Origin of the sequence: uncultured Thalassospira sp., assembly GCF_963976115.1 — a bacterium.
Classification (GTDB): Bacteria; Pseudomonadota; Alphaproteobacteria; order Rhodospirillales; family Thalassospiraceae; genus Thalassospira.
Map to the genome: position 1 here is coordinate 125357 of NZ_CAXBJJ010000011.1, position 21130 is coordinate 146486.

The following is a 21130-nucleotide window of genomic DNA, read 5'->3' on the forward strand; positions in this document are numbered from 1 at the left end:
GCGACATTGCGACGCGGCCCATGCCGCGAAAGGCAAGGGCTCAAAAAGCCCGCCCGACTAAAGCACTTTTCCTTTAATATGACCCATTTTGCCAGCTCAGTCTGCCGCCTGGCAAGGAGAAGTCCGCCGGGCGTAATGGGTTTACGGACAAGGATTTCGACGCGGCCAGGCGGCAGACTGCGCTGGCCCACAGGGTTTGATTTTGGCGGTGTTTGGCGGCGTTACACCGCTCGCCCGATGCGCCGCATCGCGCCGCGCGCTGTGCCTTGCCAAACGACACGCCAAAAACAAACAAAATGGGTCATATTAAAGGAAAAGTGCTTTAAGGGGCTTGTTGATCGGTTTTGATCAACAAGCTTTGATATAACATCACCGATACAACAGGATTCAGGATAAATTCAGGTTTTCAATCAAGACTGCACATTGCTTGATCAAGACGGATACTTTAAGGAAGGCAGGATTGTGAAACACATATTGTTTATCATGAGCCTGTTGGCCGGGGCGTTAAATCTGCCAACACTGGCACAGGCCAAAACCAGCATCGTTTGCACCCTGCTCGCCGATGCCCAAACCGGTAACACCCTGCTGTCGCAAGGTGATTGCAACCAGACCGCCACCGCCGCCTCGACCTTTAAAATCGCGATCAGCCTGATGGGATATGACGCAGGCATTTTAACCGATGCCCATCATCCGGTTTTACCGTTCCAGAAAGGCTATCCCGACTGGCGTTCATCATGGCGCAACGACACCGACCCAAGCAACTGGATCAAAAATTCTGTGGTGTGGTATTCGCAACACATCACACGGCAACTGGGCGAAGACCGGTTTAAGGCCTATGTCACCGCCTTCGATTATGGCAACCGCGATGTTTCGGGCGATGGTGGAACACATAACGGCCTGACCCATGCGTGGTTAAGTTCAAGCCTGCAAATCTCCCCTGCCCAACAGGTCGCCTTTTTACAAAAACTGGTGCGACATGAATTACCTGTGTCAGAAAATACCTATGATCAGGTACCAAAGCTGTTTGACATCGGGTTGCAACCCAGCGGCTGGCACGTCTATGGCAAAACCGGTGCCGGGCTTTCGCAAAAGGCTGATGGCACCGTAATCAAGGGCCAACCCTGGGGCTGGTTTGTTGGCTGGGCATACAAAGGCAACAGAAAAGTGGTTTTTGCCCGGCTGACACATGACAGTACCCGCCCGGCCCAACCACCGGGATTTACGGCGCGCGATGCTGTACTGGCTGATTTGTTTGCCCACGACGGCACGTTTTAGCCGCCCGTCACCAAAACTTTTATATCCGGCAAAACACGCACCCATTTCCCCCGACAGCGCGCCATCGCCTTGCGAAATATATAGCACAAGCAGTATGGTGGGGGCCGTCGCAACACACAGGACAGCCTTCATGAGCCGGAAAAACACCGAAAACGCGCAAACCAAACCCTTTAAGGGCATTCGGCGTCATTTACATGACGGTGAAGTTGTGATCATGGACTTGCCGTTATCGGCCACATCCATTCTGGTACCTGGTATCATTAAAATCATCTGGCTGGCGGTGCTGATATACGCGGCCTATCATTACCGCGAGATTTACGATTTTCTGCGCCCCTATCTTAAATCCGCCGTCACCGGACCCGATGCCTTTGCCGCGCTGAACCGGATGTGGGAGAATTACGAATTTGTCTTTTCCATCGCCCTGTTTGGCGTGATTATTGCGGCGATTTCAATTATCTGGCGCATTTTTCGCCGCGCCCTGGGCCTTTCCACCGCCGCAGCACGCGACAGTATTTTACTGCCGCTGACGGCTGTACGCGACCTGTTCTTTTTTGAACGCGTGATCACCAATTGCCGCATTGTCACGCGCAGCGGTGTTTTCGTTAAAGATCAGGACGACACCGGGTTTGAAGCCATCAAGGCCACCCAGATTTATAAAAGCGTGATTGGCAATATCTTTGATTTTGGCGATTTACGCATAACCGACCGGCTGGGTTACAGCTTTATCCTGCGTCAGGTAACATCGCCTGAAAAAGTTGCCAAAGAACTATCGGATTTCTTTGGCCGGGTCACATCGCACCGGGCAAGCGACCCGGTAAACATTACCGGGCGCAGTCGCGAAACCGTGATTGAATCGCAAGACCAAAACCGCAATCTGCCGTCGGAAACCGAGACGTTCTAAAACAATTGGGAAGCTGGCGTCATGCGCCGAATGAACAATGGCAGACAAGAACCTTTAAACAGCCAGATCGGCCTGCATTAACGCCTGCTCAAGTTGTTCTATACCCTGTTTTGTATTGGTAAAAACGGCAATGCCGTTGCGTTGTAACAAGGCAACAGTGGCCCCAACACCGTTATGGCGCGTGCCGTTAAATTGCCCGTCATAGATAAAACTGCTGCCGCAGGATGGGCTGCCATCGGTTAACAATGCAAACTGGCACCGGTGGGAAAGGGCTATATCAAGGGCAATTTGCGCACCTGACAAAAAGGCATCGGTGACATCTCGCCCGGTATTTTCAACGATACGGGCATTGCCCACCAAAACATCTGCGCCATCATAGCCCCGTTCAATTTCAGCGGGTGGCCGTGGAATGGGCAAACCTGCTGATATTTCCGGGCATACCGACACCAGACGCCCTTCTTTCTGCCACCGGTCAATCGCACCATGAACCAACATTTTGGCAGACCCGTTATAGCGCACCGGCGCGCCCAACAAACACGAACTGATCAGGATACGAGCACGCACAAACAGGTTCTCCGAACGAAAAATACAAACTCAACACAACAAAAAGATAGTGTAATAATATACCTTATCCTGAAAACCGGGCTGCCTTTGCCGAAAAATTTACGCCCCGAAAGCGCGCTTCACATGGTCATTTTGATATCGCGATATCAAGCCAGTTGAGACGTTACCGTCACCAATCAGACGCACCACATGATCACCAGCCCGAACGGATCAGAACTGTTTCGCCCCGCCTTTTAGCATGTGCTGGCGAAATATAACGGTTCCGGCATCCAGCTTAGGAAGATAATCGCGATGCCGGGCCAAAACCCAGCTATAGACCGTGATCTCGCCAACACTATGTGCGTAAAAACCCGGAGGCACTCCGCCGGTTACGTCAAGGGAATAGCCATCGAGCAGCATGGCATCGATACGGCCCATTTTGATCATGCTTTGCATCATCTTTGGGCCCCCCGGCACACGCACCACATTCGGGTAATTCGCCAGCAAGTCGTCAGACCATTTTGACCCCAGCCAAACACCCACAAACTGGTCGCGCAAATCACCCAGGCCGGTGATCATGGCATCCCTTGTTACCAGCACTTCAGGCACCCGGCCAACGCGGGCTGAACCCGATAAAACCGGAACAGAAACTTCAGCGTCGAACCCGGGAGGGCGGGCAAAAATGCCGTCTACATCCCCGTTTTCGAGAGCCAAAACAGCCCGCCCGTTAGGCATCCAGACAGGGTCAACGCACAAGCCGGCCTGCGCCATTGCCAGAATGTAATTGTCGTAATTGTGTTGCGGCCCCAAAACTTCGGGCATTGCCATAACCAGACATTTCCCACCTATCGGGCCATGTGCCTGCGCCGGGTGAAATGGCAATAGGGCAACAACCAGCAGCACAAGAAAAACGACTCCCGCAAACTTGCGGGCAATATCAAAAGCAAAACGGTCCTGCACAATCAGGCGGCTCCCTCCGGACGCATAAAATTTATGTGCAGGTTTAAGCATATAGCGGTTGCATATGCCATAGTTTACACTTTCTAAAATAAAAAGGTGCAACCCCGGCGGTCCCCGGTTTTGCACCTATACATCATCAGCCACGCAATATTTTACAATTGCGGCGACAGGAAAAGTTAAAGGACTTCTTTCACCTTGGTTGCCAGTTCCTTTAACGAGAAAGGTTTGGGCAGGAAATGAACGCCGTTTTCCTCGTCAAGTTCATCACGGTAGGTATCTTCGGCATAGCCTGAAATAAAAATCACCTTCAAGCCAGGGCGCTCGGCGCGTAATATCCGCACCAGACTGGGGCCGTCAAGACCGGGCATCACCACATCGGAAATAACCAGATCAATGGTTTTGTCGGTGTTTTCAAGAACTTCCAGCGCGTTGTCGCCATTGCTGGCTTCCAACACATCATAGCCCTTACCGCGCAACGCGCGCGCACCAAAGGTACGAACGGCGTCTTCGTCTTCGACCAGCAAAATAGCACCGCTTCCGGTCAGGTCCCGCGACGGGGCTTCTTCGGCCACGACCTGGCTGGCAGCCAGCTCTTCGGCGGTAATTTCATAGCGCGGCAAATAAATAGTAAAGGTAGTGCCCACCCCCATTTCGCTTTCGACCGAAATAAAGCCACCCGTCTGTTTGACGATGCCATAAACAGTTGAAAGACCAAGGCCGGTGCCTTCACCGCGCTGCTTGGTGGAAAAGAACGGTTCAAAAATGCGGGTCAGATTATCCTTGGGAATACCGATGCCGGTATCGCGGACCTCGATGCGCACATAATCGCCAGGCGGAATAATTTCCGCACCGGCATGTTTGGTTTCATCAACAATTTCATTGCCGGTTTTAATCGCCAGCGTCCCGCCACCCGCCGTCATTGCGTCGCGCGCATTGACCACCAGATTGATAATCACCTGATCAAGCTGGCCGGGATCAACCTTGACCAGGCCAATGTCGCGGCCATGCGCCACTTTCAGGTCGATTTTTTCGCCAATCAGGCGACGCAGCAGGTTCGACATTTCCGCCAGCGCATCGGTAATGTTAATCACCTTGGGCTGCAGGGTTTGCCGACGCGAAAAAGCCAAAAGCTGGCGCACCAGATTGGCCGCACGATTGGCATTTTGCTTAATCTGCATGATATCGGCAAAGCTGGGATCACCCGGGCCATGGCGCGACAGCAACAAATCGCAAAAGCCGATCATCGCGGTCAGAAGGTTATTGAAATCATGCGCCACACCACCGGCCAACTGCCCCACCGCCTGCATTTTCTGCGATTGGGCAAATTGTTCTTCCAGGTTTTTCTGTTCGGTGGTGTCAAGGAAGTTGAGCAACAGCGCACCGCTTTCGCCCGACCGTCCGGCAACGCGTTGCAGGTAAATATGTGCCGCCACCCCGCGCGAACCTTGCAGGCGGGCTTCAATCTGTCCACCCTTGCCCATCCCCATCACCGCCTTGGACAGATAGCGCGCCACATCGTCACGGTCTTCGGGCAAAATCAGTTCCAAAATCGATCGGCCAATAACCTTGTCGCGTTTTTGCCCGGCGGTATCAATAAAGGCGCGGTTGGCATCGGTGACGGTGCCGCTCATGTCAGCCAGAATGATCGAAAGCGGGCTTTCATCAAAGAACCAGCGCACCCGGCGCTCGGTTTCAGCCAGAGCATGTTCCCATTCATGGGCGGGCATCGGATCGGGGAAGACAACGGCCTGGCTGCGAATAGGCCCGGTATTGGGGGCATTGATGGAATGGGTAATAAAACATTTGATCGGCTCGCCACCGCGCACCTTCAGGCGCACTTCGCCGTTCATACCATCGCCCACCATCAGGTCGGCCAGTTCCACCGCGCCATCGGCGTAATCTTCGGGTTTGCCCCCCAACCAGGTCGCCAGGCGCTGATTGACATAAAGAATACGGCCATCTTCATCCAGGCCAAACACCCCGACCGGCAGGCGTTCGATCATCAGATCGGCATGTTCGAACCCTTTCGACCCTGGTGGCCGATGCGAGGCAATACCCCCGATATGGTCCGACATATCCGGCGCAAGATGGGCGGCCACCGCCGTTGCATCCTGCAAGGCAAGGTGCCGACCCTGCGCAACGACAAGCGCATTACGGCTGGCCGCATCAACACCATCGACCGTCCACAACATTTGCCCGCGCCGGGCATTGGCCGGGGTTACCGACAAACGCAAGGCTCTCGCATCCCCCGTCGGCGCCGCTGTCAAACCGGCAGCAGGGCTATATTCAGCGCCAGAAGGACCAACGGCATAGGAATCGGGGCCGTCATTTTCCGGATCAAAATTTGACGAAGTGGTGTCAGCGGCATGATCCGATGCGCCAAGTGCATCTGACAACAGATCCAGATAGATTTCACCAGCTTCGCCGCGCATGGCGCGCGCGCGTAAATCGATCAGATCGGCACTGTCAGCGCCAAGGAAACTGAGCCGGCTTTCAAGGGCGGCAAGCATATCCTGGCCCGGTTCGATGCCAAGTTTTTGAGAAAATGCCGGGTTGGCATAAAGGGTCCGGCCATAAGCGTCGATCAGGGCGATACCAATATCAGACGCCGCAAACCCCGACATCAGCGGTGCCAGATCACGGTCGCCATCACGGCGTCGCGCCGTTGCCGACAGGATGCCGACTGCCAAAACAGCAACACCTGTGACCATTGCACCAATGATCCACATCATGCGTGGGTCAATTCCCGCCTGCGCCATGACTTGCATTAGCACATAGATGAAACCGACAAACGCCACACTTACTGCAAGGATTAACCCCCGTAACAGCACGTCACCGCCTTTATTACCAACAGCTTATTACGACAGCCTATAGTTTTAGCTGCAATTGCGCCCACTGGCTACCAGCAAGTTTCACCAGCAGCCCCCCGAAGCCATCCTATCGAACGACAAAATCACGGCATCGTCATGGCATGGCTGAAAAAACAGCAAAACATTCCCTTGTGACCGCGATAAAAACGGTTTTGGCAATCGCAACAACATTGCTGCAGCACAGCAAACGGCCACAACAAACTGCGTTATGGCCGCATGCTGGTCGATCCCGATTTATGCCTGCCGGGCGACAAATTTTTTCAAGGCGGTGCGAACATTTTCGCTGGCGTTAAACTCGATACTGGCTTCGTTTTCGTTTACCGCACAAACCCGCCCGGCAACCCAGCCCGAAATGACAGGGACTTCCAAATCAACTGCCACGCCATAGGACAGGGCCTTGACCGTTTTAATCAAGGCCCCGCCTTCGGAAATATTGATAATTTCGGCATTGGCACTGTCGCCGTTCAATCGCACCCGGGTTTTGATTGACACTTGGGCACGTGGTGCATCACGACGATCAACATCGCTGGTGGAGGTACGAACAACATCGACCAGCACTTTGCGCAAGTCACGCACCGCATGCGCCACCTGGTTGGACAGGCCCCCCACTTCGCTGGCAAGTTGACCTGTTATCGAGGCTTCCTCTGACACTTGGCCAATTCGACTCGAAACCTCGCGCGAGGCCGAGGCGCTACCGGTCACATTGCGCGCAATTTCATTGGTGGCAGCACTTTGTTCTTCGACAGCGGCGGCAATTGCCGTTGAGATCATGTCAATATCGCGGATCTTTTCGGCAATCAGGGCCACCGCTTGCACCGCCGTTTCAGTGACCGCCTGAATATCACCGATCTGGCGGGTGATTTCGTCGGTTGATCGCCCGGTCTGGGTTGCCAGATTTTTCACTTCCTGTGCCACCACAGCAAACCCTTTGCCCGCTTCGCCAGCACGTGCGGCTTCAATTGTGGCATTCAGGGCCAAAAGGTTGGTCTGGGCGGCAATACCTGAAATAAGCTCAACCACCTCGCTTATGCCATTTACCGTTTCGGACAGCCGGGCAATGGTGGTTTCGGTTTCATTGCTGGCGGCAACCGCTTCGGCACTGATGCGATTTGCATGATCGATCTGGGTGTTGATTTCAACCAGCGATGAATTCAGCTGTTCACCAGCCCCGGCGACGGCTTCCACTGTTGCCAGTGCCTGATGGGACGCACTTGCCACCGAACTGGCATTGGACTGAACCGTATCTGCCGAGCCCGACATGCGGCTGGCGGCAGCCGCCAGATCACCGGTTTGCCGGGAAATTGTTTCAACAACCCTGCCGGTTTCACTTTCGACCTTTTCGGCCATGCCAAGCAAAGCCTGGCGGCGGCTTTTTTCGGCGTTGAGACGATCTTGTTCCTGCTGCTGGCGCAATTGCCGGGCCTGCAACCCTGTCGAGCGGAAAACTTCCAGGACCCGGCCCAGATCGCCGATTTCATCGTGGCGATCAGAATGGGCAACAACAATCTGATAATTGCCTTCTGATATTTTTCCAAGATTACCAACCATCCCGACCAGCGGGATAGCGATACGACGATGCATAAACAGCGCAATCAAAGCACAAACAATAACAGCCGCAATCGTAACCGCCGAGGTCAGGTAAAAAACCTTGTTGATGCTGGCATCAAGTTCATCCAGCTTTTCGGCAAGATGTTTTTCTGAATCTTGGCTAAATAGCTGGGTTTCCTGCACCATCGCGGCCAGGGCCGCGGCCATTTTCTCAGCCGCAGCATCAAAATTTCCCATCAGACGATTGCCCTGCTGGGTGCCACCCGCAACATAAGCCTTCGCCATTTCCTTACCTTCGGCGTAATAGGCAGGAAATGCCGCCATCACGCCATCAAGTGCATCGACGATTTTTTGCTGTTTCAAGCGCAGCGCAATAGAACGCGCCTTTTCTACATCGATTTCAAGGGCCTGTGCTGCGGCCTCTGCTTTGTCAAAGCCGTCATCAAGTCCGTCCATACCGCGCGTTGCCGCAATGTCTGACAGCCATTGCTGAACCTGGACCACATTGTAACGCGCATCTGAAATGTTATGAATCAGCACCGGAATATCTGCTGTCGTGACCGAGGCAATTTCTACCGCTTCGGATGTTGTACGCCGGGCATCAAGATCAACAATCCCAATTCCAATGGCCACCGCAACAAGCATGATAACAATGATGGCGTTGGACAAAGCGATTTGCCCGGAAAGACGAAGCTTCATAAAGATATTCCTGAACTGCTCACGCGAATTAAGCGAGGTAAAAAGGCAAAAAACAGGCCCGGTCCATAAGCGATAAAACGGACCGAACCATATGACAGGCGCACATCAAACATCACCAACCCACAGAGCTGGCAGATATATTTATATGAGAAGGAAGGATATCAACAAAATTTTCGCCCAAAAGCAACGAGATATAAAATGATTTATATCTGCTAAGAACCATACCTTCCCGGGCCTGACGGTCTGGTTGTAATGCGGTGTGCCATAGTCACAGCTAAACATTTAGCCGAGCTTTTTGCCCCGCAGCCGAAAAACATAGGAAATGATTTCGGCAACCGCCTTGTAATGTTCCGGCGGGATTTCCTGGTCAACCTCAACCGTGGCATACAATGCACGGGCCACAGGCGGGTTTTCAAGCACGGTAACGTTGTTTTCCTTGGCGACCTCACGAATGCGCAGGGCAACATTGTCCTGCCCCTTGGCCACGCAATGCGGGGCCTGCATCATGCCAACATCATATTTCAGGGCAACGGCATAATGGGTCGGGTTGGTAATGACCACGTCGGCGCTGGGCACATTTTGCATCATGCGTTTCTGCGCACGCTCCATACGGATCTGACGCACCTTCGCCTTGATTTCCGGGCTGCCTTCCGTTTGCTTGTATTCGTCCTTGATTTCCTGTTTCGACATCTTCATGGTTTTGTTGAAATCATAGCGCTGATAGGCAAAATCCATGCCGGCAATGACCGCGGTTAAAGACACGGCCGCAATCATCAAAAACACGATCAGCTGATACAAATGGTCCATAATTTCAGGCAGCGACATTTGCGGATAGAGTTCGATATCGTCAAGTTTTGGAAGAATCACGATTACCAGAACCACCCCGACCAGAACGATTTTCATGATATTCTTAACGAACTCGACCATTGTTTTCATCGAAAACAGGTTCTTAAGGCCTTTTAGCGGGCTTAACTTGGTGATATCGGGCGAAATCCGTTCGCTTGAAATAACCAGCCCGTTCTGCACAAGGTGCCCGGCCGCTGCAAAAAACAGCAGCAACAGAAACGGCACTCCCATGATCTTGAAAAAGCCGAAAATCAACTGCAGCCAAAACTGACGAATGCTTTGTTCATCAAAGCTGAAATCCTGGGGGTTGGTGATATACTGCATCGACAGATCGCGCACGCCCTGCGCCATGCCCGGTGCCATCATCATGATCACCAACGCCCCGCCAAACAGCAGCATGAAATTGCCGACTTCCTTGGAAACCGGCACCTGACCTTTCTCGCGCGCGTCTTCAAGCTTTTTGTCTGTCGGGTCTTCTGTTTTTTGGCTGTCGTCTTCGTCGGCCATGTTTACACCCCGGGTGGCGCTGGCTTGGGCAGCTCTGATAATTGAGACCTGCCGCTAAAAGCATGTTTCCTTTAAGGTGCCAGGAAATTTTCCAGCCCGTTTTCAAAATAATCCAGGAACACCATCATCATGGATGGCAATACAACAAGCAGCAAGAAGAATGCCACGGCAATTTGCACCGGCATGGCAACAAAAAACACCGGCAATTGCGGCATCAGCTTGTTTAACAGCCCCAATGCCGCCTGTAAAACAATCGACACAACCAGGAACGGTGCCGAAATTTTCATGGCGATGACGAAACTGTCATTGATCGCGTGGGAAATAAACTCGCTCATATCACCGGTTGGCAACGTGCCGCCCGGCGGAAACAAGGTATAGGTCTCAAACATCGCCTGGATCATCAAATGATCAAGCCCGGTGGCAAACAGCAAAACCAGCCCCACCTGGGTAAGCAACCGGCCGGTCACCGCACTTTGCTGACCGGCAATCGGGTCATTGATAAAGGCGTTTGCCATTGATGATGAATAGGCAATAATCGTTCCGGCGGTTTGCAAGGCCCCCATCAATATTTGCCCGAACATGCCAAAAAACAGGCCAATGGTGATTTCAAAGGCCAGATGGACAAACAATGTCGGGGCATCGGCAGGTTGCACGGGAATTAGCGGCGAGGTCAGCGGCGATATGACCACCGAAATCCACAGGGCCAGCAAAAGGCGCACCTGTGTTGGCACCATTGTCGAACCAAAACCGGGCATAAAGGCAAAGGCCGCCCCAACCCTGGCGAATGTCATCAGGACAACATAAAGATTAAGAACAAGAAGGTCCTGCAAGGATGACATGACAAAGACCCGATCGGAACAAGCAAGGTTACAAGCGGTCAGGCTGACAAGCGATCCTTGCCAGCCGTGGCAAGGCTAATTGGGCAATCCGACAAAATGATCGACCATGCGATTGGTAAATTCGATCAGTTCAGTCATCATGAAAGGCAGCAATACCAGCAATGAAATGAAAATAACCAGAATTTTCGGAACAAAAGTCAGGGTCATTTCCTGAATTTGGGTCAGGGCCTGAAACAGCGCAATAATCAGACCAACGCCCAGGGCAATCAACATGATCGGCCCGGACACCTTGATCAGGGTCCACACCGCATCATAGGCCACATCCATGATCTCGGCCTGATTCATCGGAAAAATGCTCCGTCCCAGTTATGCCGCCTGACGATGAACGAAAACATCGTTCAGTGCGACCTTGTGCCAGTTATGTCTTCATACAGGAGGACAGCCCCCTGTCGCCATGATTTTGTTGTGCCATGCGACAGGCAGCAAAGGAAAGAAAGTTCAAAAGAAAAAGCCGCATCCCGGTACCAGGGTCTTGGTCCCTGGCGCACGCTATGCGGCCCCCTGCAAAAATTGCCGACCCCAAAAAAGGATCAGATCGGCATCCGTAAAATTTCCTGATAGGCCTGCAATGCCTTGTCGCGCACAGCAACAACTGTTTTCAAGGTAACTTCAGCCGCAGAAACCGCCGTAACCACTTCATGGAGTTCGGCTTTGCCGACAATGGCTTTCTGGGTCATGGTTTCGCTATTCATCATGGTATCGCGGGCATCAAATGCCGCATCGCGCACCATGTCAGAAAAACTTTGCCCGGGGTCAATGGCTGTGCCGTTATTTGCCCGCTCCGCAATCGTGTCGGTTTTGCCATCTGCCGCGTTGCGGTAGGCAGAAATTGCATTGGCAAAGCTGTTATTGATCATCGAGCGGACTCCTTATCCTTACAGACCTACCTTAACGGATAATGTCCAGAGTCTGCAACAACATGCTGCGCGAGGACTGTATCACATTGAGATTGGCCTCATAACTGCGTTGGGCTTCGCGCAGATCCATCATTTCAATCATCGGTTCGACATTCGGAGTCTGCACATAGCCCTGGGCATTTGCTGCCGGGTGACCCGGTTCATATTTCAGATTGAATGCAGATTTATCGGTATAAACCCTGTTAACCTTGACCAGATCAACCCCGGTTTCGCGGTCCATGACATTTTTAAAAGTCAGGATTTTGCGGCGATAAGGGTCCTTGCCAGCTTCGGTCGGCAAACTGTCGGCATTCGCCATATTTTCGGCGGCAACGCGTAACCGTGTGCCCTGTGCCTTCATGCCTGCGGCTGAAATCTGAAATGCGCGGTAAAGTTCCATGTCATTTAATTCCTATTGAATGCAACAGCTTAGCCTGTACGACCAATGGCCGTTTTCATCATTTCACTTTGCTTGGCATAAAGGCGGGTCATGGTTTGATAATCGATCCGGTTTTCGTTCATCTTGACCAGCTGTTCTTCCAGCACCACCGCGTTCTTGCCCGGCGCAACTTCATAGTTCTTGCGAACTTCTTCCGCCTTGAAATTGGCCGGTTTTTGAAGACCGGTGCTGTGGCCCGGTGCGGTTTTCGCCATTGCCAGAATAAACTGGCGATCATTGCCCACCGTGGCCGGGTTGAATTCTTTCAGGTCTTCCGGGCGATAGTCCGGGGTATCGGAATTGGCGATGTTCTGGGCAATAACCTGCTGGCGCTGGTTCAGCCAATCCATCTTTTCTTTCATGTTGGCGAACATGCTGAGTTTGCCGATATCCATGATCTCTACCCTTTCGTTATCCGACCCAGTATCAGGTTTGGTGGTAAAGCCGGGGTTAACACCGCCTTTTTAACCATTCCGGCCTGACTGGCATGACCCGGTTTCACCCGGCAAGCATTTCCTTGCATATCCCGTGCCACAATCCTAAAAGGCAGGAATTACTTTGCACTGCATGCCCTCTGGACCAATGAGAGCAAAGCGGGCATAGTCATGCGATCTGAACGAGACGTGCCTAGCCCCGATAAAAAAACCAGGACCGAACATGCTGTATCTGACCCGTAAAGTCGGCGACTCCGTTATCATTGACGACAATATTGAAGTCACTGTGGTCGAGGTTCGCGGGAAAACGGTAAAGCTGGGCTTTACATTCCCGGAAAACGTTCAGGTGCTGCGCCGCGAACTATATGATCGCATTCAAGACGAAAACCGTTCCGCAACAGCCAGCGTTGATTTTGCCCGCTTGCTCAATAACCGTAGTGACGAAGCCGACACGGCCACCTCTCGCCCGGATGACACCACACCGGCAGAAAATGGCGGCAACGCAAAAGATGCCCCCGATAACAGTTCAGGCCGCTAAGCCCGACAAGACCCGGAATGCCCGCATAAAAACGCCCCGGCTGAAGGGCAATATTGCAACAAATGCGTTTTGTGATCGTGTCTGATCCTGTGGGAAACAGGCTGGACCGGTGATTTTTGCGATGGTCATATCCTGTGAATGTATGCCTGCTGTGTTATGGCAAGGATTTATTGACCAACAGCCATCTATGATCGACCCTGTAAGATGACGTTACCAATGGGTCGCCTGACCAGCATGATCAGATAACGGGTGAAAATGACCGGCAAAAAAAACAGCATTGACCTGCTGGCTGAGCGCACGGCAACAAATGCGGAAAAACTTGCCGCGCCGGGCAGCAAGGATCAGGTTGCTGTTGCCCTGCGTTATTTGCAGGGCCGCGACAATGCCCCGGTACTCACGGCCAAGGGCCAGGGTAGCGTTGCGGAACAGATTTTGCAGGTGGCCTTTGCCAGGGGCATCAAGGTTCGCAAAGACAGTGACCTCGCCGAAATTCTGATGGCGGTTGATATTGAAAGTGAAATTCCGCTCGAAGCTTTTGCCGCTGTGGCCGAAATATTGAACTATATTTACCGTATCAATCAGATCTATGGCGCACAGGACGACCGTGCCGCAGGATCAGACAGAGACACCATTTCACGACTATCATCCGATGGTCACAAGCAGGAATAGCCGCATGACGCTTGAACAGTTCAAACAGGATTTAAAGCGGATTTTATCCCTGGTCTCCGCCAGCCAGCGCTTTCTTGAAGAAGGCAAGGTCGTGGAACTGGGAGCGCTTGAAACCCGGGTTGCCGACCTATGTAAAAATGCTCAGAATCTTGACCCGCAAGAGCGCCAGGAGGCAGCACCCTTTTTGGCGGCCCTGCAATCAGACCTCAACCTGCTTGAAGAAGGGATGCGGACCGAACATGCCAGCCTGCAACGCCAGCTTAAGGGACTGAATAATTCCAATCAGGCGGTTAATGCCTATACGCAGGCCGCCCGCAACCGATAAACCGGCCTGCCTTGTCGCCATACGCGATAGCCACGCGATTGGCCTGGTGCAATACCGGGCATAAAGGCGTTGCAGCTTGCACCGGTGCCAACAGTGGGATAATCCACAAAGAATATTGCAACCGTCGCCCGGCGGGCCAGTTTACAAAACAGGGGATAAGCAGCCAGCGATGGATATTGGGTCATATTTCCGCTTTGTCGCCGCACTGGTATTTGTGCTGGCAATGATTGGCGTTCTTGCGCTGCTTGCGCGCCGGTTCGTGCCCGGCGCCCGTTCGGTCAATCGTGGTAAAATACGGCGTCTCGCCCTGATAGAGGTTTTACCGCTCGATGCCAAACGCCGACTGGTTTTGATCCGCCGCGATGACACCGAACATCTTATTGTGCTGGCCCCCAACGGGGACATGGTTGTTGAACGCAATATCGGCACAACCTTTGACCAGTTGTTGCCGGATGTGGAAAATCTGCAAAACAAAACCGACACATCCCCACAAACTTTCGGCAACCAAACACCTGCATCATCGCCAGATATCGCAGCGCGCACGACAAACGGAACTGTTTTGCCATGATGTTTTTTCCCCCGTCACAACATGCTGCGCAAAAAGATCCGTCCGCCACCGGCGGGACACGTGCTGCGCCGGACCGAAAAGCACGATTTTTATCCATGCGGACGTTAAAACTTGCTGCTTTCTGGTCGCTGCTACCGCTATTGGCCGTTATGGCCGGGGGTGATGTTGCACATGCCCAATCCTTTAATCTCGACCTTGGGGATGGTCCGGGCGTAACCTCCACCGGGCGCATGATCCAGCTGATCGGGCTGATCACGGTTCTCAGTCTGGCGCCCGCCATTTTGGTGATGGTCACATCCTTTACCCGGATCATTGTGGTGCTGGGCCTGCTGCGAACCGCCCTTGGCATTCAACAATCACCGCCCAATCAGGTCATGGTCAGCCTGGCGCTGTTTTTAACCCTGTTCATCATGATGCCAACAATGGAACGCGCCTGGGATGAAGGGCTTCAGCCCATGATCAATGGCGATATCGACGAATTTGAAGGCATGAACCGGGCGATCAAACCGGTACATGACTTCATGATGACCCAGGTCCGAGCCCGGGATCTGGAACTTTTTGTCAATATGGCCAAGGTCACCGTCACCTCGCCCGATGATATTCCGTTACGTGCCCTGATCCCGGCTTTCATGATCAGCGAATTGCGCCGCGCCTTTGAAATCGGCTTTTTGCTGTTTATCCCGTTCCTGATCATCGACATGGTGGTGGCCAGCATCCTGATGTCGATGGGCATGATGATGCTGCCGCCAGTGGTGATCTCGCTGCCGTTTAAACTGATTTTCTTTGTGCTGGTTGATGGCTGGTATCTGATTTCAGGATCTCTGGTGCAAAGTTTCGGGGCCAGCTAAAGCATCAAAACCTTGCTCAACCTTGCCTGTCAACCAAACACTTAGAGCATATTTCCTTTAATAAGACCCGTGATTTTGGCACAAAAAAACAGGCCACTTCAGGGCCTGTTTTTAAGCATAAAAACCGGATTATTCGATGGTGCGCAAGCCAACATGCGAACGACGGGGGGCCGGATCGCTGATAAACAATTGATCGGCCCTGTTAATTTCATCACTCGACATACGCGAACGTACCGCATCAAATTCGCGCCAGGCGTGGGTATTTTGCGCCGGAGCCGCCATTTTAAGCCAGTAATATGCCTGGACATTATCCTGTTCGACACCATTGCCAATGGCAAAAAGCCGCCCCAATGCCGACTGACCATTTGCCGACCCTTTGCGCGCAGCACGTTCATACCAGCCAGCAGCCCGTTTCATATCAACAGGCACGCCAAGACCGTGCTCATACATAACGCCAATCAAATGGTAGCCGCCAGGATGGCCCAGTTCCGCAAGGTCCATCGCCAGATCCAGCGCCTTGCTATAGTCTGGCTCGCGATGTTTGACACCAAAAATCAAAATCTGGGTCATTTGATATTTGGCGGAAACATCTTTTAGGTCACAGGCAAGCGACAGCATCTGCCAGCCGCGATTAAACAGCTTAAGTTCGGAACTGTGACAGAAATACATCGCCAAATTGGCTTGGGCATAGGCATCGCCCTCGCCCGCAGCCAGTTCAAACCAGCTGATCGAGGCTTCGACATTACGTTCCGCACCAAGGCCAACGCCAAAAGCATAGCCCAACGCAGATGCAGCTTCGATGCTGCCGGCCCGGGCAGCCCGCAAATTATATTCAAACGATTTTCCGGCGTCGCGTTTTACACCGCGCCCTTCCAGATAAAGATAGGCCAGCACACTGGCCGCAGCCACGTCGTTCCGGTCGCACGCCGACTGCAACAGCTCGAAGGCCTGCCTGTCATTCTGTTCGACACCCCAGCCATTGAGATAACAAACACCGAGATTATAAATCGCTGCGGGCGAGCCACTGTCGGCCGCGTCACGGAACCAGTCTGCAGCCATCTCGGCATTTTCTTGCACGCCAAGCCCCTTGGCATACAAATATCCCAGATTATTCGCCGCAGTCCCTTCACCACCCTCGGCGTCTTCCCGAAACCAATAAGCAGCTTCACGGTACCACTGCTGGCCTTCGCCTGAATCACGGCTCACCCCAATACCCTTGGTGCGCATGAAACCGTAACACACGGCAGCAAAGGCCCGGCTTTGACGGTGGATTTGATCAAGGATACGACGGGTGGCTGATTCGTTGCGGGGCACACCAAGGCCACGAAAATTTTTCAGGGCAAGATTCAGCTGCGCAAAAATGTCATGTTCGACATCAGCTTCATCATAATAGACCATTTTGAGTGCACGATCCATTTGCCCTCAGCTTACACACACTGGAAATATAGCGTTACAAGAATAAACAGATATTTGCAAAGAGCAACAACCTATTCGTAAGGGTATGCGCACGCCGCGATGATGTTATAACAAGAGGAACCCGCCAAACACCGCGCAAGAGGCGATCAAGGTTGGTGATGTCAATCGAAAATCGGTCCCGGCACGCCGCGAAAAATAGCGAAAAATTTTCAACAGGCCCGTATCCATGTCCGCTTGACAGCCATCCCCCTACGGAATGATATCAAAACAACAGCGATGCCCTGACATAAGTTTGATGACCAGAAGCAGACGAAAAACGACCTAGTTAATGGAACTAAGCTGGGTTTTTTCCAATTGATCCCGATAGTTACCAAGGAAGCCCTTGAAATCTTCGACTTCCTTGATTTCACCTGAAAGCGATCTGTAATCGATCAGCCCCCGGGTTGGCGCAGACGTTATAAGATCAAAACCTTTCGCATATGGTCCTTTTGCCATCAACGCCCCATAGCGCCGCTTGACCATATCAAGCTCGCGCTCCCGGCCAGACATCGCCAGATTAATGGCCCAATTCAAAACATACTGGGCACGCTGATCGCTAAATCCATCGGCGATATTTCCGGGGTCACTTCCGACCAGTCGCTGGAAACTGTCGGCCATTGCGCCGTAATTTTTTTCTTTTCTGTAATTTTCGATTCGCAAAAGCTCGGCTTCCGGCGTCAGATCATCGCCCAGAAGCGCCATCGCCTCTTGGCCCTTATCAAGATCAAGCAAAGCCCGGGCCCGTAAATGCAAGCGCTGGGCAACCAGATCATCGCCAAGTTCGGGGCTGTCGCTGTCATCAAGAACATCGAGAGCTTGCTGCGGTTTATTGTCGAGCAAATAAACCAGCGCCAGTCTTGCTGCGACGCGGGCTTTTTCATGGCCGGTCAGACGAAAATCAATTTGATGAAGCAACAGCTCTTCGGCACGGCCAAACAGTTCGACACCAACCATGCGGTCGGCAAGGCGACGGATCAGTTCATCCCCCTTGTCGCCAGCCGGGGTCAGTTCGCGGAACTCGTCATACAGCGCGACCGCCTTGATCGCCGAAATGTTATTGATGTCATCACCAAGATACAAATCCTCAAAGGTTTTATGCATCTTTTCGGTCACGGCAGGTGTGGCCGGATTATTCGGGAAGAAAATAGCCGCCTGACGCAAGGTCTTTAACGCATCACGGAAGTGTTTTCCCTCAACCTGCAAATTGCCAAGACGGCGCAAAACGGCCAATTCAAAATCATCACCGCGCCAGGCGAACCGCAGTTTTTCCAACTGGTCAATCGCAGCGTCGACGGTCAGGCGCTTTAATTTTAACAAAAGGTCGGTGCGGTCAAAAATGGCATGTGCCCGGGCCTTGCGATTATCGCCTTCTGCCACCTGGTCCCAGGTCGCAATCGCCTGATCGAACTGGCCGGCCTCCTGCTCGAACAGGCCTTTTAGATATTGCACATCAAGCAACTTGTTTTTGGGCGCATCCGGCGTTTCCAAAATCTTGTTAACAATATCCATGCCTGCCTTGGGATTTTTAACAATCAGCGCCTGTTCTGCCGCCACCGGGCCAAGCCGCATTAACAGTTCGCTTGGATATTTTTCCAGAAGTTGAATGGAATCCATCAGGTCGCGCGCACCTTCATTCGGGCGCCCGCGCGCAGCACTGTTCACCGCACGCCACAACTTGATCTCGGTCAGATCGCCAAAACGCGGGTCATTTAACAAACGATCCGCTTCATCATACTGGCCGTTCAAAAACTTTGCCGCCCCTTTCAGGGCGCGAAATTCCGATTTCTGCCCGATTAGCGGGTCGTCCTGCTCCATCATTTCGATCATTGCGTTGGCTTCCGGCCCCAGGCCATTTGCCATATAAAAGCGGGCCATGTCCAAGCGGGCCTTGTTGCGATGTTCGTCGCCACTGTTAACGACTTCGTTTAACAAGGACTTGATCGCATTATTGTAATTATCCAGCCCGCCGCGCCGCCACTTTTCCAGGTCAAATATCCGGCCTTGATCGGCGTCGCTGCTGCGCCCGCGCACCCCCGTTGCCGATGCCAGCAACCGGGCCCCTTCGGGCGAAATATTCAATCCATTATCCGCCGTCACCACGACAGCTTCGCCCGGTAGCGGGGCTGCGGCAGGATCGTTGATTTGCACCTGAACAGCCGGTGCCACGCGATGGGAAACCTTAACACGGTCATTCACCGGTGCCACAACCACCCCCTGAAAGGATGGCAGAACATCGAATTCAGGATAATGCAATGCCGTTTCAATACCGTAGCCAGGTTGTGTTGTCGGAACAACGCGCAAACTATCACCAACTTCGGGGTCATTGACTGTCATGGTATCGCGCACACCGGTTAGGGGAACCGCCAATCTGGCACGCGTGTCATTATCAAGCTCTATGGTCGGTCCCAGCCGTTCAACCGGTTGCAACTGCCCCGCTTCCATCCCGACAACCCAGCCGCCAAGTTCATCCTGGCGGGTAATCAAACCAACGCCTTCGGGAATTGTCATACGCACCAGCGTGCCAAAAGGACTGTCGAGTTGCTCGATCACGCCGATGACCTGATTGGCTTCCTGACGGACCCGGCTCAAATCAAGCTCGGCGCGGGTATCAAAAGCAAACCACAAAAAACCGGCGCGATCCCAGATCGCGGCCCCTGTCGGCCTGCCAAAGGGAAATGTAAGTTCCAGCTTTGTCTGATCCTGATTGACCCCGACAACAATCTTGCCAATGCTTTCGACCGGCGTTGCCTGCCCTTCGCCGGTTGTTGCACCACTGCCCGCATTGGCCGAACTGACCTGACGCGGCTGTCCTGCGCTATTGCCTGCTGGTTGGCGCGGCTGTGCGCTGGTCGCCGGGGCATCAGGGGCGCTTACATCACGCGGCGCAGTGCCCGCACCTGGCCTATTGGCAGCAGATGGGGCAGAGGATGTATTTTCATCACCTTGCGGGCCGCCATCAACCCCCATCACGTCAACCACCACCTTTGTCCCGGAACGAAAATGGCGCAGGCTGCGGGCGGGGTCGGTCTTTATCTCGACGGCAAGCGGGTTGGTGGCACTTTGTGATAGCGACACCCCGCGCGGCAAACGCCGCGATGTGGCAACATCATCAATGCGGGCCGGACTGTCAAACGCGATGGTGCTTTGGCCATCAGGGCCACTTACCTGATAATTCACCGTTTTTGGCCAATCAAACACCAGCCGGTAAAATGTCGGATGACGCCCGACACGGACTTCCAGCAAAGGCAGATTCTGGTCTGCTGTTGCTCCAGGTGCACGCCCCGGACCAGGCGGAACAGCCGGTGCCGGAACGGTGTCAGTTGGCGTCGGAGAAGCCGGTTTCACAGGCGGAGATGGCAACGCCCCGCCAGTTGTTGACGGCGGTGCCGCAGATGAATTTGTTGCAGGTGCCAGAGGCGATGCCGGGGCCTGCACCGGCGACGCGGGCGCAGGCGCAGGCGGCCTGGCAGCGGGTGTTTCTGGCTGTGGTGCGGGTGTGGGGGCCGGGGCGGGTTCGGGCTTGTCTAAAACATCCAGCACCACATTGTTGCCAACGGTAAACGACCGGACATCAAAGTCATCGCGCAGAACAAACGCCACCGTTTTGCCATCCGGATCGAAAAACGCGTCGGACACGTAATCCGAAATCGGGGCAACCACACCGCTAAGCGATGCCACAAGCGGCTGATCAAAGCGGACGACAAGCTGATTGCCAATAATTTCGGCAGTGTAATTTACCTTGCGATCCCACTGCACCACGATGCGGCCATAGCCGTCATGATCACCAGAACGGATAATAACCGGGCTTGCCGTTTGGGCATAGGCAACCGATGCCGTTTGCGTTGCAACCACCAAACCGGCGGTCGCGACGGCAACAGCCAGCAACAGTCGCATTAACCCAAATCGCATC

Annotated in this window: 19 protein-coding genes; 7 read left to right on the top strand and 12 right to left on the bottom strand. The window is 53.3% G+C overall.

Going from position 1 to position 21130, the window contains the following annotated elements; all coding sequences use genetic code 11:
* Positions 1 to 462 precede the first annotated feature (462 nt).
* Entirely contained in the window at positions 463 to 1275 is an 813-nt protein-coding gene (gene blaOXA, locus AAC086_RS15775) for a class D beta-lactamase (RefSeq protein WP_339780052.1), read from the top strand.
* Between the two features lie 130 nt (positions 1276 to 1405).
* Positions 1406 to 2176, top strand: a complete 771-nt coding sequence (locus tag AAC086_RS15780; protein WP_339780054.1) for a PH domain-containing protein — start codon at positions 1406 to 1408, stop codon at positions 2174 to 2176.
* 54 nt (positions 2177 to 2230) lie between these two features.
* On the opposite strand, the gene AAC086_RS15785 is transcribed toward AAC086_RS15780, so the two are convergent.
* From AAC086_RS15785 to AAC086_RS15830, 10 genes are all read right to left on the bottom strand, one after another.
* A complete protein-coding gene (locus AAC086_RS15785; RefSeq protein WP_339780056.1) occupies positions 2231 to 2740 on the bottom strand; it encodes a DUF523 domain-containing protein in 510 nt (169 codons plus the stop codon).
* Positions 2741 to 2950: 210 nt separating this feature from the next.
* A complete protein-coding gene (locus AAC086_RS15790) occupies positions 2951 to 3679 on the bottom strand; it encodes a hypothetical protein (protein ID WP_339780058.1) in 729 nt (242 codons plus the stop codon).
* Positions 3680 to 3855: 176 nt separating this feature from the next.
* Positions 3856 to 6510 (bottom strand): ATP-binding protein, encoded by a 2655-nt coding sequence (locus AAC086_RS15795; RefSeq protein ID WP_339780060.1) that lies wholly within the window; start codon positions 6508 to 6510, stop codon positions 3856 to 3858.
* Between the two features lie 273 nt (positions 6511 to 6783).
* Complete coding sequence (locus tag AAC086_RS15800; protein ID WP_339780062.1) at positions 6784 to 8796, bottom strand: methyl-accepting chemotaxis protein; 2013 nt, start codon at positions 8794 to 8796, stop codon at positions 6784 to 6786.
* A 282-nt stretch (positions 8797 to 9078) separates the two neighbouring features.
* Positions 9079 to 10149, bottom strand: coding sequence for a flagellar biosynthesis protein FlhB (flhB, locus tag AAC086_RS15805; protein WP_339780064.1), 1071 nt, complete (start codon positions 10147 to 10149; stop codon positions 9079 to 9081).
* Positions 10150 to 10220: 71 nt separating this feature from the next.
* Complete coding sequence (gene fliR / locus AAC086_RS15810) at positions 10221 to 10988, bottom strand: flagellar biosynthetic protein FliR (RefSeq protein ID WP_339780066.1); 768 nt, start codon at positions 10986 to 10988, stop codon at positions 10221 to 10223.
* Between the two features lie 75 nt (positions 10989 to 11063).
* The gene (fliQ, locus tag AAC086_RS15815; RefSeq protein WP_339780068.1) at positions 11064 to 11333 is read right to left on the bottom strand and encodes a flagellar biosynthesis protein FliQ; all 270 of its coding nucleotides are present in this window, start codon (positions 11331 to 11333) and stop codon (positions 11064 to 11066) included.
* 245 nt (positions 11334 to 11578) lie between these two features.
* Positions 11579 to 11905: a flagellar hook-basal body complex protein FliE gene (gene fliE / locus AAC086_RS15820; protein WP_339780070.1), complete on the bottom strand. Its 327-nt coding sequence runs from the start codon at positions 11903 to 11905 to the stop codon at positions 11579 to 11581.
* A gap of 31 nt (positions 11906 to 11936) precedes the next feature.
* A complete protein-coding gene (gene flgC / locus AAC086_RS15825) occupies positions 11937 to 12344 on the bottom strand; it encodes a flagellar basal body rod protein FlgC (protein WP_339780072.1) in 408 nt (135 codons plus the stop codon).
* Between the two features lie 29 nt (positions 12345 to 12373).
* Positions 12374 to 12778 carry a flagellar basal body protein gene (locus AAC086_RS15830; RefSeq protein ID WP_339780074.1) on the bottom strand — a complete coding sequence of 135 codons (405 nt, stop codon included), beginning with the start codon at positions 12776 to 12778 and terminating at the stop codon, positions 12374 to 12376.
* 262 nt (positions 12779 to 13040) lie between these two features.
* Here AAC086_RS15830 and csrA point away from each other — a divergent pair, with 262 nt between their 5' ends.
* The 5 genes from csrA to fliP all read left to right on the top strand — a co-directional run bounded on the left by csrA (position 13041) and on the right by fliP (position 15765).
* Entirely contained in the window at positions 13041 to 13355 is a 315-nt protein-coding gene (csrA, locus tag AAC086_RS15835) for a carbon storage regulator CsrA (protein WP_339780076.1), read from the top strand.
* Positions 13356 to 13610: 255 nt separating this feature from the next.
* The gene (locus tag AAC086_RS15840) at positions 13611 to 14024 is read left to right on the top strand and encodes an EscU/YscU/HrcU family type III secretion system export apparatus switch protein (RefSeq protein WP_339780078.1); all 414 of its coding nucleotides are present in this window, start codon (positions 13611 to 13613) and stop codon (positions 14022 to 14024) included.
* A gap of 4 nt (positions 14025 to 14028) precedes the next feature.
* Positions 14029 to 14349, top strand: a complete 321-nt coding sequence (locus AAC086_RS15845; protein ID WP_339780080.1) for a hypothetical protein — start codon at positions 14029 to 14031, stop codon at positions 14347 to 14349.
* Between the two features lie 169 nt (positions 14350 to 14518).
* Entirely contained in the window at positions 14519 to 14917 is a 399-nt protein-coding gene (locus AAC086_RS15850) for a flagellar biosynthetic protein FliO (protein WP_339780082.1), read from the top strand.
* A 95-nt stretch (positions 14918 to 15012) separates the two neighbouring features.
* Positions 15013 to 15765 (top strand): flagellar type III secretion system pore protein FliP, encoded by a 753-nt coding sequence (gene fliP / locus AAC086_RS15855; protein ID WP_339780194.1) that lies wholly within the window; start codon positions 15013 to 15015, stop codon positions 15763 to 15765.
* A gap of 129 nt (positions 15766 to 15894) precedes the next feature.
* Here fliP and AAC086_RS15860 read toward each other — a convergent pair whose 3' ends face one another.
* Both AAC086_RS15860 and AAC086_RS15865 read right to left on the bottom strand, forming a co-directional pair.
* Positions 15895 to 17181, bottom strand: a complete 1287-nt coding sequence (locus tag AAC086_RS15860) for a tetratricopeptide repeat protein (protein ID WP_339780084.1) — start codon at positions 17179 to 17181, stop codon at positions 15895 to 15897.
* Positions 17182 to 17502: 321 nt separating this feature from the next.
* On the bottom strand, positions 17503 to 21129 hold the full coding sequence (locus tag AAC086_RS15865) for a hypothetical protein (protein ID WP_339780086.1): 3627 nt from the start codon (positions 21127 to 21129) through the stop codon (positions 17503 to 17505).
* Position 21130 lies beyond the last annotated feature (1 nt).

Bases quoted from the DNA above. Each gene is read 5' to 3' on its own strand.
- AAC086_RS15780 (WP_339780054.1), top strand. From the start codon at position 1,406: ATGAGCCGGAAAAACACCGAAAACGCGCAAACCAAACCCTTTAAGGGC.
- AAC086_RS15800 (WP_339780062.1), bottom strand. From the start codon at position 8,796: ATGAAGCTTCGTCTTTCCGGGCAAATCGCTTTGTCCAACGCCATCATT.
- flhB (WP_339780064.1), bottom strand. From the start codon at position 10,149: ATGGCCGACGAAGACGACAGCCAAAAAACAGAAGACCCGACAGACAAA.
- fliR (WP_339780066.1), bottom strand. From the start codon at position 10,988: ATGTCATCCTTGCAGGACCTTCTTGTTCTTAATCTTTATGTTGTCCTG.
- fliQ (WP_339780068.1), bottom strand. From the start codon at position 11,333: ATGAATCAGGCCGAGATCATGGATGTGGCCTATGATGCGGTGTGGACC.
- fliE (WP_339780070.1), bottom strand. From the start codon at position 11,905: ATGATCAATAACAGCTTTGCCAATGCAATTTCTGCCTACCGCAACGCG.
- flgC (WP_339780072.1), bottom strand. From the start codon at position 12,344: ATGGAACTTTACCGCGCATTTCAGATTTCAGCCGCAGGCATGAAGGCA.
- AAC086_RS15830 (WP_339780074.1), bottom strand. From the start codon at position 12,778: ATGGATATCGGCAAACTCAGCATGTTCGCCAACATGAAAGAAAAGATG.
- csrA (WP_339780076.1), top strand. From the start codon at position 13,041: ATGCTGTATCTGACCCGTAAAGTCGGCGACTCCGTTATCATTGACGAC.
- AAC086_RS15840 (WP_339780078.1), top strand. From the start codon at position 13,611: ATGACCGGCAAAAAAAACAGCATTGACCTGCTGGCTGAGCGCACGGCA.
- AAC086_RS15845 (WP_339780080.1), top strand. From the start codon at position 14,029: ATGACGCTTGAACAGTTCAAACAGGATTTAAAGCGGATTTTATCCCTG.
- AAC086_RS15850 (WP_339780082.1), top strand. From the start codon at position 14,519: ATGGATATTGGGTCATATTTCCGCTTTGTCGCCGCACTGGTATTTGTG.
- fliP (WP_339780194.1), top strand. From the start codon at position 15,013: ATGCGGACGTTAAAACTTGCTGCTTTCTGGTCGCTGCTACCGCTATTG.
- AAC086_RS15860 (WP_339780084.1), bottom strand. From the start codon at position 17,181: ATGGATCGTGCACTCAAAATGGTCTATTATGATGAAGCTGATGTCGAA.
- AAC086_RS15865 (WP_339780086.1), bottom strand. From the start codon at position 21,129: ATGCGATTTGGGTTAATGCGACTGTTGCTGGCTGTTGCCGTCGCGACC.